Source organism: Paraclostridium sp. MRS3W1 (assembly GCF_032465715.1).
In the GTDB taxonomy this organism is placed as follows: Bacteria; Bacillota; Clostridia; order Peptostreptococcales; family Peptostreptococcaceae; genus Paraclostridium; species Paraclostridium dentum.
Map to the genome: position 1 here is coordinate 1 of NZ_JAWDJM010000175.1, position 14,528 is coordinate 14,528.

The window sequence follows — 14,528 nt, forward strand, 5'->3', positions numbered from 1 at the left end:
ATATATGCTTTTTATTACCTTATTTGATTTTTCTATAGATTCATGTAAATCCAATTCTAAATTTTTTAATAAAATATTCACTCTTTTATTTTCATTTTCTATGCATTCATTTTTTTCAATTAAATTTAATTGATTTTTTATTAATTGAATAGTTTGATTAAGCTGTTTATCTGTAATTTTCTTAAAATTATATCTAGTAAAAGCAAAGTATAGAAATAATATAATAGCTGCTGAGAATACTAATGCTAATATTCTTTTTGGCATTTGTTCTATAGCTACAGGTGCATAAAGCAATAACACATAAAGCATCATAAAAGCATTACTTTTAGATCCCCTTACTTCACTACTTCCTATATAATAAACTGAAAAACTTAATACAAATGTAGTAATTACTGCATAAATTGAGTTGTAATTTGCAATATAAGCACAGCACCCTATGATTATCTGTGCTACACTCAATTTTAAAAATGTACGAGGTATATTATTTGTGTGATTTTCACGAAGCATAGTTATAGCTATCGTAATCGAACCAATACCAATTAGTACATTATCTTTACCAAACATATAAAATGACATTATTGATATTATAGCTATTAAAAATACAGCTATATTCATTAATTGTTTTTTCATCTTAAATTCCATCCTATATTTTAAATTTTATAAAATATTACTTATTCTATGTATTTTTGAATTTATATTCATTTATACCCATTGTGTGTAATAATCATTCTAAATTATTTACACAATAATAAGTATATATTACTTTGTTGCTTGTAAAACTATTTTATATGCTATAAAATTAGTAAAAATAAATCTAGTTAATAAGGGAGTATATGAATATGAGTATAGAAAACAGAAAATTAGATAAAATATTAGATTTTAACAAAGCTTTTATTGAAAATAAAGAGTATGAAAAATATGAAACATCTAAAGATCCCGATAAAAAAATAGTTATATTATCTTGTATGGACACAAGACTTACAGATTTGCTTCCAAAGGCTATGAACTTAAAAAATGGAGATGCTAAAATAATAAAAAATGCAGGCGCTACTGTTTTACATCCTTTTGGAAGTATAATGAGAAGTATTATAGTTGCTATTTACGAATTTGAAGTCGATGAAGTTCTTATAGTAGGTCATGAAGGATGTGGCATGTGTAATCTAAATACAGAAAATCTTATAAATAAAATTATAAATAAGGGTGTATCAATTGAGACAATAAATACTCTTTCTAACTCAGGAATTGACGTGAAAAAATGGCTTCATGGATTCGAGTCTGTAGAAGACTCTATAATAGATAGTGTTAAAATGGTTAAAAAGCATCCTTTAACACCTAAGGACATGATAGTTCATGGTTTAGTTATGTCTCCTAGTACAGGTGAACTATCGATAGTTGTAGACGGTTATAAAAACAAATAGGTATATCAGATTATTAGATTTTTTACCATTTACAAATTTTAACATTAGGAATATAATAAAAGTGTTCATTATATTTTTAATACATGAACATTGTGTGATATATAAAATATCATACTCCTGACTTTGTTTTATTTTATTTGTTTGTTAAAAATATCTTATATAGGTCTTTCTATATAAGAAAAAAAGAAGACATCTTTTAGGTGTCTTCTTTTTTTAAAGTATTACTTGAGTTATGTTTCCACTGCTATCTTCAACACTTATTATATCTAAATCTTTAAAGTTTCTTGAAAGCCACTTGATTTCCTTCATAGCTAAACTCACCTCTTGTGATGACAAATTTCCTATAAAGTACTCTTCTCTTTCTTTTTCATATTGTTTGTCTGAAAGCCAATTTCTAATAAATGTAAATGCAAAAGTATTAGGTATGTTACTCATACTTGCTCTTTTTGATTTTGCAGGCTTTGAAACTATCCTCATATATACCTCCATATTAAATAAAGCTTTTAATAAATTATATTTATTAAAAGCTATTAATATCACTTTATTATTTTAATTATATATCTTCTATATGCGTACATTTACCTCTACCATTTTCCTTTGATATATATAATGCTTTATCTGCTAAATTTATAGCATTTCTTATATCTTTATTTGAATATATTGTTGAAATACCTATACTTAGACTAATATAATTACTTACTTTTGAATATTCATGCTTTATCTTTTTATCTGAAATATTTTTAAGTATTCTTTCTGCAAAAAACATAGATTCCTTTTTTACAGTATTTTTAAGAACAATGCAAAATTCTTCTCCTCCATATCTAAATATCATATCGCTTTTTCTACAACTGCTTTTTAAAACTTCTGATATAGATTTTAAAACTTCATCTCCACGCTGATGACCATAATTATCATTATATAATTTAAAATAGTCTACATCTATCATAAATACTGATATTGGAACATCTTTAATTTTTACATTTTTTTTATATAGTTCTAAATATCGTCTATTATAAACATTACACAACGGGTCTTTCATCGATTCATATCTAGATTTTTTCATCTTTTTATATACTAGTATAATAATTCCAATTAAAAACAAATTGCTTATTATTATTAATGTGATAGTTTTTTTCATAATACTTATGTCTTCTTCTTCTTTTATCTTGTTATTCAAATGAAATTCATATTGCTCATTATTTATTTTTGACATGTCCAATTCATTTTCATAAAATTTTTGTATTAATTTATCATATTCATTATGATATTTTAACTTTTTATAAATTTCTATCCTTTCCTTTATAGAAAATTGACATATATATATGTCCCCTTCTTTTTTACCATACTCCTCTAATTCCTCAAAGTACTCAATAGTCTTATCAATATCTCTAGTTTTCTTAAAATACAATGCATATGCCCTAGTCTTTAACATTTTACTTTCAGTGTATTGGACAATTTTATTTCCCTTTTCTAGTTTATCTATTTTTTTAAAATAAAAATCAATTTTACTAAAATCTTTTTTATTTAATTCTTTTATTATTAAGTCTGAGTAATACATTATTAATAAATCATCTTTATGAGATTTAGGTAAATAGTCAATAAATGGCTCAATTTTAGATAAAATTATACTGTATTCATCCATACTTCCAACTTGAAAGTAAATTTCTGCTAAGTTTAATAATGCATAAGTTTTTATTCTAGCATTTTCAGTTTTATTTTCATTAAATGAATTTATTATTTTTATAAGAGATTCCGCACTTTTTATGTATTCCCCCATGTGCCTGTATGCTATAGAGGAATTTATCTCAACTTTATACTTATTTTCTTTACTTACATATTTTTCAGCTTTTTCATACATAAGTATTGCACTTACAGTCTCTCCTTGAAATGTATTTATAATTCCAAGATAATTATATAAATTAAATTTATCTGACTTATCTAATCTATTAAATATTTTTTTATTTTTTTCAATTTGTTCTAATTTTTTTTCAGCTAAATCATAATCTCCATCTTGTATAAGGGCATTTGCCTCTTGAATTTTTATTTTTTCTTCTTGCTTAAAATTATTTAAATTATTTAATTTTAATATAAAAATTAATAAAATTACTGCAAATGCAAATACTATTACATAATTTTCTTTAATTTTAAAATTCATAAATCACCCCATAGATCCTTTATTTGATCACTTTTGTTCATATAAAAACTTTATATCTATAGCATATGTATTTATAACTTCCTATAACTGTATTATGTTAAAGTTAACATATATTATTATATCTTATTAATTTACGCTATATTTGTAAATTTACGAATATATTAAATTTATTTTAAATATTATTTAATATAGTTTTTAAGCTATAAAAAAATTTTAGGGGGAAACTTATGTTAGAAGTATTTAAAAGAGATTTAAGTCAAAATAATAAAAAGCTTAGAAAATCTGGTTACATTTTAGGATTAATTTATGGTACTAATCTTGATAAAGACATCCCTATTCAAATACCTAAAACTCCATTTTTAAGATTTGCAGAAGATAATATCGATCTTAGTGTTGATTTACTATTAGATGGCGAATTTAAAAAATGTATAATAACTGAAATCCAATCTCAACCTGCATTTGAAGGGTATACACATATAAATTTTAAATGTATCGAATAAAAGGAAAAAGACTATCTTATTAGATAGTCTTTTTCCTTTTATTCGATACATTTAAGTAATAAATTACATTAGTGACTGCTCTTTTCCACAAGCTTTACATCTTCTCATTTCAACTATACACTCTTCGTTATTTTCATTGATATTTTGGTATGTTACTATAGTATGCTTTCTTTCTTTTTCACAGTTATCACAAAAAACTGATTCTTTTAACTTTCTAGTTTTTAAAATTTCCATCTAAATAAACACCCTTTCCTCAATAAATTTAACTCTATCTACCATTATTGTTATAAGTGTGGTTATTTATACATAATAAGTAAAATTAACATAAATGTATATTTCCTAAAGCTCATTTCTAACTATATAATTATATATAGCTCCTATCTGCCCTGAATCATTAAAAAACTTACAAGGTCCAATATTCCATTTTTTATATAAATTCTCAATTTTTCCAGTTTCTTTTATAAGTTCTATAGAAAGTCTTTTCATTTCAGATTTCAAATCTTCTATAAAAATAGGTTGATTGCTTATTCCCCCTCCAATAAGAATTTTTTCTGGATCAACTATAAACCCCACATTGTAAATACAAATTGCTACTCTTCTTATCCACATTTTATATAATTCTAAAACTTCATTATCCTTATTCTGAATCATATCAAATACAGATACTCCGTCTAAACTTTTAGAGTTTATTCCCTTTTTATTAGCTATTTCTCTAACGAATGATACAGTTGAACTTGTTTTATTCAAAGTTTTCAGCCTATATTTCTCATGTATATTGTCTAAAATCATATATCCAAATTCTCCTGAGAAATAATTATTTCCACTTACCAATCCATTGTTTATGTACAAAGCTCCACCTATTCCAGTACCTAATGTAATACATACAAAATTACTACATTCAGTTGCATTTCCAATCCATTTTTCAGCTAATAGTGCACAGTTTGCATCATTCTCTACTTCTACTGTTTTGCCTAACTCTTTTTCTAAAATATATTTTATATTTATCTTATCTAAAATCCGTATAGATCCTCCATCTTGGATATATCCATTGTTGGGATTTACGCACCCTGGTAAACTAAGACCTACTCCATCTACAGGTCCACATTCATCCATTATTGATTTTATTGATTTTATAAATTTTGACATATCGTACTTAGGTGTTCTTATTTTACTTTTACCTTTTTTTACTTCATTACCATATTTATCATAAACTCCATACTTTATAGAAGTTCCTCCAACATCTATCCCTAAATAAGTGTTCAACTATATCACCTCCCAATTAAAATAATACTTTTTATACAATTAATTTTATCATAATTTTTTCCCAATATATGTAATATGATTTTAAAAAAATACTTTTATACTGTATACTGATTGTATAATTATAAATTTATGAAAGGAGTTGTAATTTTATGAAAAATCTCAAATTTAAAAATCAAATTTTACTCTCAACTTATATAATAATTTTATCTTTTTTACTTTTAAATATAAAGTCTGTTGGAAATATGTTTCTTCAACTAATTTCTATATCAAAACCTTTTATAATAGGTATAGCAATAGCATTTTTAATAAATATTCCTATGAAGTTTTTTGAAAGGAAAATTATAGAACCCTATTTAAAAAAGACAAAATTAAAAAATCCAAAAACTTTAGCCAGAGCATTATCTCTTTTAGTTACTTTACTTATTTTATTTGTATTAGTGAACTCATTTGTAAACTTTGTGATTCCTCAATTAGGTAAAAGTACTTCTAGTTTAATAAGTGCGGTCCCTCAGTATATAGATTCACTAGAATCTTATGTTACAAATTATTTTTCACATATAAATATTCCAGATAGTATTCATGCTAATATCTTATCTGGATTAGATAAAGTTTCAAGTTTTGTAATTAAATTTGCAAACTATTTTATCTCAAATATATTAGGATTTACAGTTGGTGTTACATCTGCTATAACTAATTTTGTTATAGGATTTATAATTGCAATTTATATACTTTTAAGTAAAGAAAAACTTTTGCTTCAATGTAAAAAATTCACTTTCGCTTTTTTAGACGAAAAATATGCAAATAAGTTAGTAGAAATTTCTCATTTAGTAGAATTTAAATTCTCAAAATTTATAGCTGGGCAATGTATGGATGGTGCTATATTAGGTATTTTATGTTTCATAGGTATGACTATATTTAGTATGCCTTATGCATTGCTTGTTAGTACTATAGTGGCGATAGCTGCGTTAATACCTATATTCGGAACATTTATAGGAACTGCACTTTCAGTTTTTATCATATTTATGGTTAACCCTATAACGGCATTATATTATTTAATAATGATGCTTGTAATTCAGCAAATTGAAGGTAACTTAATATATCCATTTGTTGTAGGTAACTCTATAGGACTATCCTCATTTTGGATATTAGTACCTATATTTGTAGGTTCTTCTATGTTCGGTGTTTTAGGTATTTTAATAGGAGTTCCTCTTTTTAGTGTAATTTATACTCTATTATCTAGATATGTAAATAAAAGAATAAAAGAAAAGAATATTAATCTATAAAAAAAAGATGACTAAATGTCATCTTTTTTTATGCTGCTAAAATTTCTTTTAATGCATCATATGAAAAATCTATTATTTCTGAACAGCTAACTTTATTTTTCTTTAGGTCTAAACATATCTCACTATTATATTTATCTCTAACTCTATTCATTAATTCTCTTGAGTAAGCTCTGGCATCGTTTGATTGAGAGTTATCTTCTCTACCCTTTATATATCCTAATACTAATACAGCCGCATTTACAGCTCCACATAAACTTCCAACTGTAACTCCTGTTCCCATTCCGCTTCCTAACGCAACTGGAATATCAGTATTATGTTCTTCATTATATGATTTTATTATAGCTTCTGCACATGTATATCCTTGTTTATGATATTCTGATGGTTTTGTCATTTTATTATCCTCCAATTTCCTCTATTATTTAAATAATCAATGTTATAATCTTTTCAAATTAACTTTTCTTAAATAATATTACCCTATTTAAAATAAATTATATGTGATAATATCACATTAATAGTTTATATCTGAATAATAATTTTACCATATTTTAGGTAAATTGTCTTTTCTAACCTATATGAGATTTCTACCTTTGAATAGTTTCCAGCTCATCTATTATCTTATTTACTATAGGCTCAAACACCAATTTAAGATTATTTTCTTCATCTGCTGTATTTCCATCACTTAAATTACTTACACTATTTAACATAGGTAATTCTGCTAGCAATTTTAAATTCATTTCCTTTAAGAATTTATCAGTATTTTCTCCATTAAATAATCTTATTTTTTTATCACAGTCAGGGCAAGTTATATAACTCATATTCTCAATAACCCCTAGTATATTAATATCCATTTTTCTAGCCATGTTTACAGCTTTTGAAACTATCATAGAAACAAGATTTTGTGGCACCGAAACCATAACTACTCCGCTTATCGGAATTGAGTTCATTACAGTTAAAGCAACATCTCCTGTACCTGGCGGCATATCAATTACTAGATAATCAAGTTCTCCCCAAAGAACATCTTTCCAAAATTGTTCAACAACCCCTGAAATCATAGGTCCTCTCCATATAACAGGATCACCTTCATTTTCCATAAGAAAATTTAATGACATAACTTTTATCCCATCATTTGTGTTAACCGGTAAAATCATATCTTCTGACATAATTGCTTTTTTCCCACTAACTCCAAGCAATCTAGGAATACTAGGCCCTGTTATATCTGCATCTAAAACCCCTACTTTATATCCTAATTGATTTAACTGTTTTGCTATAATTGCTGAAATAGAAGACTTTCCTACACCTCCTTTTCCACTCATAACCCCAATAATTTTTTTTACATTGTTCAAATTATTATTTTTAACTCCACAATTGTTTTTGTCTTTTGTACATCCGTTATTAGATGGACATGTTTTGCACATTGACATAATTTCATCCCCTTACACATAATTGGCATTTGCTAATTTAATTTTACTTATATTTTTATTTATTGTCAAATGCCAATTACAATTCATCCCTTATACACAAAAAAGAAAAATACAAATTTTAAATTTTTATATTTTCCTTTTCAAATTTTTATATTTTATATTTAATTTTTCTAAACTTTATATTTTAATATTATTATTAACTAATATAAAATAAATTGTTACACAATAAACATTTAAGATAATTCTAGTTTTTGTTTTTTGCTATAAACCATTTGTTCGATATTGCATTTTCTAATCTTAGGCATAGACCAGTCCATGTTTTGTCTTCCATATTTAAAGGTTTGTTTCTAACGTTAAATTCAAGTATGCTATTTATCATTTTATCTATTTCAATACCCAAATTCTTCTCAAATTCAGGAAGTTCATTCTCAAAAGGTTCAGCAATTTTTCTCATTTCAGGTAAATTTATATATTTAATTTTACCTGATGTATTTATATATTCTCCAATCCATTCACTAACCCCCGGTATATCGGTAGTTATAACAGTACACCCACTTGCTAAAGCTTCTATAACTACTAGAGGTAACCCTTCAAAAAATGATGGAAGCATAAATATATGAGTTTTTCTAAGTATTTCTGCTAATTCATTTTGTTTTACTTTTCCTAAAAACTTTATATCAAATTTACTTTCTTCACTAAGCTTTTTAATATAATTAAATTCTTTCTCATTACTTCCATCCCCAACTATATTTATTTTTATAATATCTTTTTTATAACTTATATAATTTAGTGATTTTATTAAAGACTCCATACCTTTTAATCTACAAATTTTACCTGCAAAAGTAATATTGATAATATCATTATCTATTTCTTTATCAAAAAATATATTTTCATCATACCCACTTCCAAGGGTATATACTTTATCTTCACTTAGATTAAATATATCTTCAATCTCTTTCTTTTGCTCATTGTGCAACGAAAATATCATATCTAAGTTACATATATTATTTTTTATATAACTACTTTTTAATTCATTGCTTTGAAATTGCTTTAAACATGTTCCATGACAAATTCCTACTACAGGTATATCCTTGATAATTTCCCTTACAAATGCAGTTATTAAATATAAATGATGACATATTACTAAATCAGGTTTTATATCTTTAATAGCTTCGTCTATCCTTTTTTTAAATGCATCCTTTAATTTTAATACCATATCTTCACTCATATTTTTATATAAAGTACTATTATATGGCATGACATCATTCATCCCTACAACGCTAAAAGGGACCTCTTTTGTATTATAAGTTATAGGGTAAAATTTTATATCTTCCCCAAAACATTCTTTTGGGTCATCAACATCTATTCCTGCTATTACCCCTTGATTATATCCCATCTTTTTAAACCCTTTTATCATTCCACTCATGTAAATACCACTACCTGTGCTATTTGGTTTTTGTGTTATTATATGTAGTATTTTCATAGTTCTCCCTTCAATTATTAACTAAAATCTATATCTAAATATATACAAGAAGAATCATCATTTACTTTAAATCTTGGAAATCTAGTTGTTGAAAAATCTTCTGATTCTATATTTCTAAGTTTAGAGTAAATTTCTCCTGCTCCATATTTTTCTACCTCATTTATTAAGTTTTCCTCTTCTATAGTTTTATATCTATCACTAATACATGAAAATCCATCACTTGTAAGCATTATTTTTATATTATCATTTATATCTATAAATCCATTTATAGCATTATCTATAGCATTTTCATCAAAATCTAATATCCAATATCCATCTTTTGTATTTTTTTTCAATCTATTGCTTATTATTGTACTCATCACACTATTTTTTATTTCTTCAAACGTAAGCCTGTCTAAATTAGGGAGTTTTTCCATTTCATCATAAACCCTTTTATCTAAAACACATAAAGTTCTATCTTTTATTACAGAGTTTTCATTTCCTAATTTAAAATAAAATGTACAATCTCCAAGTAAAAAATACTCTAGTTTATTATTATAAAATTTTATAACTGCAATAGAACTGGATGGAGTATCTAACCTTTCAATATCATTCTTATCAACTTTTTTATAATATTCATCGCTTATGCATTTAACTCCATTAAACATCAATTCTTTTAAAGTTATTTCATTATGTATGTTTTTGTGTAAGTAATTATTCCACCAGTTTACATACCAATTTGCATCGCTTTTGCATGAAATTAGGTTTTTATTATTTAGCCCAGTAGCTCCATCTAAAACCCACGCTCCAAATGGATTAAATCCTATTATATCTTCATTGTATTTTGCACTTCCTTGATAACATAAAGTGTCACAAACCTTTATTTCCATATCATACCCTCCGCGTATGGCATATATATATTACCATATTAATTTTGAAAAACTTGTCGAAAATTATATAAAAATTTCGCTTTATATATGTATATACACTAATACCCAAATATCTTACTTTACTTAAGTTTATTCTCCATTAATCGATAAATTTCCTCTATATATTTTTTAGACACTTCTTTACATTCATAACATAGCATATTCATTCAACATCATTTTAGTAAAAATCATTTATTTAAACAAAAAAGGTACCTCAAAATAAGTACTATAATGTTTACTTTGAGATACCTTATATATTTTTATTTAAAATATTTAACTCCACTTTCAAAAATCTTTTGATCTTTTTCACCTAGGATGTTTTTAACAACTTGGTCTCCAATTCTTTCTGAATGACCCATTTTTCCAAATACTCTTCCATCTAAACTTGTTATACCTTCAACTGCATATGTTGATCCATTTGGATTAAACTCTATATCATAAGTTGCTTTTCCTTCAAAATCTACATACTGAGTTGCAATTTGTCCATTTTGTATTAATTTTCTCATTACATCTTCACTGGCTACAAACCTTCCTTCACCGTGTGAGACTGCTATACTGTGAATGTCACCAACTTCTGTATCATACAACCAAGGAGATTTATTAGATGCAATTCTTGTATTAACCATTTTAGCTTGATGTCTTCCTATCTTATTATAAGTTAGAGTTGGGCAGCTTTCATCTATATCTCTTATTTCTCCATAAGGCACTAATCCTAATTTTATAAGAGCTTGGAACCCATTACATATACCTAACATTAATCCATCCTGATTGTTTAAAAATTCATTTATAGCTTCAGCAATTTTAGGATTTCTAAATACAGTTGCAATAAATTTACCTGATCCATCTGGCTCATCTCCTGCACTGAATCCACCTGGTAACATTATTATTTGAGATGATTTAATTTCTTCTACCATAGTATCTATAGAGCTTTCTATATCTTTATAAGTTAAGTTTTTAAATACTTTAACTGATGTTTTAGCTCCTGCTTTTTCAAATGCTCTTGCTGAATCATATTCACAATTAGTTCCAGGGAAAGCTGGTATAAATACTTTGGGTTTAGCTAAGCTTATAACACTATTTCTTCTTTCTTCAGTGCTTAAAAAGTTTATAGTTTCTATTTTTTCTTTTATTTCTTCAGTTTTAACAGGGAATATACTTTCTAAAACACCGTTATATTTATCATATAAATAATCTATATCTATGCTTTCATCTTCTATAATTATATTTTTTTCTTCTATAGTGTTTCCTAATATTTGATAATTGTATCCATCTAACTCTTTCAATAACTCGTTTACATCTATATCATTTCCTTTTAATTCAAGAATCATATTTCCATAAGATGCATTAAATAACAAATGATCATTTATATTATTTTCATTATTAAATTTAAATCCAATCTTATTTCCAAAGCTCATTTTACTTATAGCTTCACTTACCCCTCCATAACCTACTGAATATGCAGAAAGTACCTTTCTATTTTCTATAAGCTCTGTTATTTTTGAAAGATTTTTCTTTAATTCTTCAAAATCTATAACTTTATTTTCTAACACATTTGTTAATAACATTATTACTGTTGAACCTGGTTTTTTAAATTCTGGGGATAACACTTGTTTTGCATCCACAGTATCAACAGCAAATGAAACTAGTGTTGGAGGGACATCTATGTCTTTAAAAGTTCCTGACATACTGTCTTTTCCACCTATTGCAGGTATTTGTAATTTATTTTGAGCGTAATATGCACCAAGCAATGCTGAAAATGGTTTCCCCCACTTATATTCACTTATCCCCAGTTTTTCAAAATATTCTTGTAGAGTAAGTCTTATAGTGCTAAAGTTACCCCCAATAGCCACAACTTTACACACAGATTCTACAACTGCATAAAGCGCACCATGGAATGGACTTTCTTTTCCTATCTTCGGATTATATCCATATGTCATTATTGTAGATGTATTAGTCTCTCCATTTAAAACAGGTATTTTGGCAACCATACCTTGAGCTGGAGTAGCTTGATACTTACCTCCAAATGGCATCAACACAGTATTTGCTCCTATAGTATTATCAAATTTTTCAACAAGACCTTTTTGTGAGCAAACATTTAAATCAGTAATGTTATTTATAAATTTATCCTTTAAACTCAATTCACTACTTATTGCTATTTCTAAATTTTCTTCTGTCTTATATAAAGACATTTCTTCAACATTTCTTACTTTTATATTTATTTTTTGTTTTACTCCATTCGTTTCTATAAAATCTCTAGACATGTCTACTATAGCTGTTCCATTCCAATACATTCTAACTCTTCCGCTATCAGTTACATTCGCAACATGAGTAGCTTCTAAGTTTTCCTCTATAGCCATTTCTATAAACTTATCTATATTTTCTTTTTTTATTGCTACAGCCATACGCTCTTGAGACTCAGATATAGCTAACTCTGTTCCATCTAATCCGTCATATTTTTTAGGCACTAGATCTAAGTTTATATCTATACTTTCTGCTATCTCTCCAATTGCTACACAAACTCCACCAGCTCCAAAGTCATTACATCTTTTTATCATTTGTGCAACTTCTTTGTTTCTAAAAAATCTTTGTATTTTTCTTTCATTTGGTGCATCACCTTTTTGAACTTCTGCACTACATGTTTGTAAAGATTTTTCGCTGTGTTCTTTTGATGATCCTGTAGCTCCTCCGCATCCATCTCTTCCAGTTTTTCCACCTAATAATATTACAGCGTCTCCATTTTTAGGAGTTTCTCTTATTACATTTTCTTTTGGCGCTGCTGCAATCACAGCCCCGATTTCCATTCTTTTAGCTACGAAATTCTCATCATAAATTTCTGCTACTTGACCTGTTGTAAGTCCAATTTGATTTCCATAAGAGCTATACCCATTAGCTGCTTCTGTGGTTATTTTCTTTTGCATTAACTTTCCTGGCAATGTATCTTTTAATGATGTTCTTGGATCTGCACTTCCACTTACTCTCATAGCTTGATAAACATAACTTCTACCTGATAAAGGATCTCTTATAGCGCCTCCTAAACAAGTAGCTGCTCCTCCAAAGGGCTCTATTTCTGTAGGATGGTTGTGTGTTTCATTTTTAAACATCACTAAATATTCTTCTTTTTTTCCATCTATATCAACATCAACATTTATACTACAAGCATTTATCTCTTCACTTACATCTAAGTCTTCTAATTTGCCACATTTTCTTAATTCCTTCATAGCAATTGTTGCTATATCCATTAAACAAATATCTCTATCTGTTTTTCCATATACATAATCCCTTGATTGTAAGTACATATCATATGCTTCTTTTACAACATTAGTGTACTTGCCTTCTTCTATAACTACATCCTCTATTTTAGTCATGAATGTAGTATGTCTACAGTGATCTGACCAATAAGTATCTAATACCTTTATTTCGGTTATAGTTGGATTTCTTTTTTCTATATTTTTAAAGTACATTTGCACATGCTTTAAATCTTCAAATGTCATAGCAAGTCCTATAGAATCCATGAATTCCATTAAATCCTCATCACTTAAGCTTATAAATTTATCTATAGTTTCTACACTTGTAGGTATTTCAGTTTGTATTTTTAATGTTTCAGGTTTTTCTAAGTCAGCTTCTCTACTATCTACTTGGTTTATGCAATATGATTTTATTTGTTTAAGATCTTTATCTGTTATATCTCCACTGATTATTACTAGCTTTGAAGTATTTATTATAGGTCTTTCACCTTCATTTATAATTTGAATACATTGAGCTGCCCAATCAGCTCTTTGATCATATTGTCCTGGTAAATATTCTATTGCAAATACTTTATCATCTATATTTATGTTTACTTCCTCTTGATATACATTATCTGTATTAGGCTCAGAGAATATATTTCTAACTGCTTTTTCATATACAGATTCTTCTATTCCTTCTATATCATATCTATTTAAAAGTCTTAGACTTTTTATTCCATCTATATGCAAACTCTCTTCTATTTCACATTTTAGATGTTTTGCTTCTAAGTCAAATCCTTGTTTTTTCTCAACTAATATTCTTTTTACAGTAGATTTCAAACTATTACTAGTAGTCATAGTATACCCCCATAA

At 26.6% G+C, this 14,528-nt stretch carries 13 protein-coding genes; 3 read left to right on the plus strand and 10 right to left on the minus strand.

Annotation, left to right across the window (positions count from 1 at the left end; all coding sequences use genetic code 11):
* The coding region (locus RWY47_RS14890; protein ID WP_332843902.1) for a hypothetical protein at positions 1-630 on the minus strand (630 nt) is incomplete at its 3' end.
* Between the two features lie 209 nt (positions 631-839).
* Between RWY47_RS14890 and RWY47_RS14895 the strand changes: the two genes are divergently transcribed.
* Complete coding sequence (locus RWY47_RS14895; RefSeq protein ID WP_053833240.1) at positions 840-1,418, plus strand: beta-class carbonic anhydrase; 579 nt, start codon at positions 840-842, stop codon at positions 1,416-1,418.
* Between the two features lie 213 nt (positions 1,419-1,631).
* Here RWY47_RS14895 and RWY47_RS14900 read toward each other — a convergent pair whose 3' ends face one another.
* Complete coding sequence (locus tag RWY47_RS14900; protein WP_035117623.1) at positions 1,632-1,895, minus strand: hypothetical protein; 264 nt, start codon at positions 1,893-1,895, stop codon at positions 1,632-1,634.
* Between the two features lie 76 nt (positions 1,896-1,971).
* Positions 1,972-3,573, minus strand: a complete 1,602-nt coding sequence (locus tag RWY47_RS14905) for a GGDEF domain-containing protein (protein ID WP_224170820.1) — start codon at positions 3,571-3,573, stop codon at positions 1,972-1,974.
* 227 nt (positions 3,574-3,800) lie between these two features.
* On the opposite strand from RWY47_RS14905, the gene RWY47_RS14910 reads away from it, so the two are divergent.
* Positions 3,801-4,073, plus strand: a complete 273-nt coding sequence (locus RWY47_RS14910; RefSeq protein WP_224170819.1) for a hypothetical protein — start codon at positions 3,801-3,803, stop codon at positions 4,071-4,073.
* A 63-nt stretch (positions 4,074-4,136) separates the two neighbouring features.
* Here the strand turns inward: RWY47_RS14910 and RWY47_RS14915 are convergent, their stop codons facing one another.
* Positions 4,137-4,307 (minus strand): hypothetical protein, encoded by a 171-nt coding sequence (locus RWY47_RS14915; protein ID WP_021431629.1) that lies wholly within the window; start codon positions 4,305-4,307, stop codon positions 4,137-4,139.
* Between the two features lie 105 nt (positions 4,308-4,412).
* Complete coding sequence (locus tag RWY47_RS14920; RefSeq protein ID WP_150841868.1) at positions 4,413-5,336, minus strand: ROK family protein; 924 nt, start codon at positions 5,334-5,336, stop codon at positions 4,413-4,415.
* A 149-nt stretch (positions 5,337-5,485) separates the two neighbouring features.
* Between RWY47_RS14920 and RWY47_RS14925 the strand changes: the two genes are divergently transcribed.
* Positions 5,486-6,619 carry an AI-2E family transporter gene (locus tag RWY47_RS14925; protein ID WP_224170818.1) on the plus strand — a complete coding sequence of 378 codons (1,134 nt, stop codon included), beginning with the start codon at positions 5,486-5,488 and terminating at the stop codon, positions 6,617-6,619.
* Positions 6,620-6,647: 28 nt separating this feature from the next.
* Here RWY47_RS14925 and RWY47_RS14930 read toward each other — a convergent pair whose 3' ends face one another.
* The 5 genes from RWY47_RS14930 to RWY47_RS14950 all read right to left on the minus strand — a co-directional run bounded on the left by RWY47_RS14930 (position 6,648) and on the right by RWY47_RS14950 (position 14,513).
* On the minus strand, positions 6,648-7,010 hold the full coding sequence (locus tag RWY47_RS14930; RefSeq protein ID WP_021428340.1) for a C-GCAxxG-C-C family (seleno)protein: 363 nt from the start codon (positions 7,008-7,010) through the stop codon (positions 6,648-6,650).
* A gap of 190 nt (positions 7,011-7,200) precedes the next feature.
* Entirely contained in the window at positions 7,201-8,040 is an 840-nt protein-coding gene (locus RWY47_RS14935) for an Mrp/NBP35 family ATP-binding protein (RefSeq protein WP_150841867.1), read from the minus strand.
* A gap of 244 nt (positions 8,041-8,284) precedes the next feature.
* On the minus strand, positions 8,285-9,523 hold the full coding sequence (locus tag RWY47_RS14940; protein ID WP_224170817.1) for a glycosyltransferase family 4 protein: 1,239 nt from the start codon (positions 9,521-9,523) through the stop codon (positions 8,285-8,287).
* Positions 9,524-9,540: 17 nt separating this feature from the next.
* Entirely contained in the window at positions 9,541-10,392 is an 852-nt protein-coding gene (locus RWY47_RS14945; RefSeq protein ID WP_224170816.1) for a hypothetical protein, read from the minus strand.
* 299 nt (positions 10,393-10,691) lie between these two features.
* Entirely contained in the window at positions 10,692-14,513 is a 3,822-nt protein-coding gene (locus tag RWY47_RS14950; RefSeq protein WP_150841865.1) for a phosphoribosylformylglycinamidine synthase, read from the minus strand.
* Between the last annotated feature and the right edge of the window lie 15 nt (positions 14,514-14,528).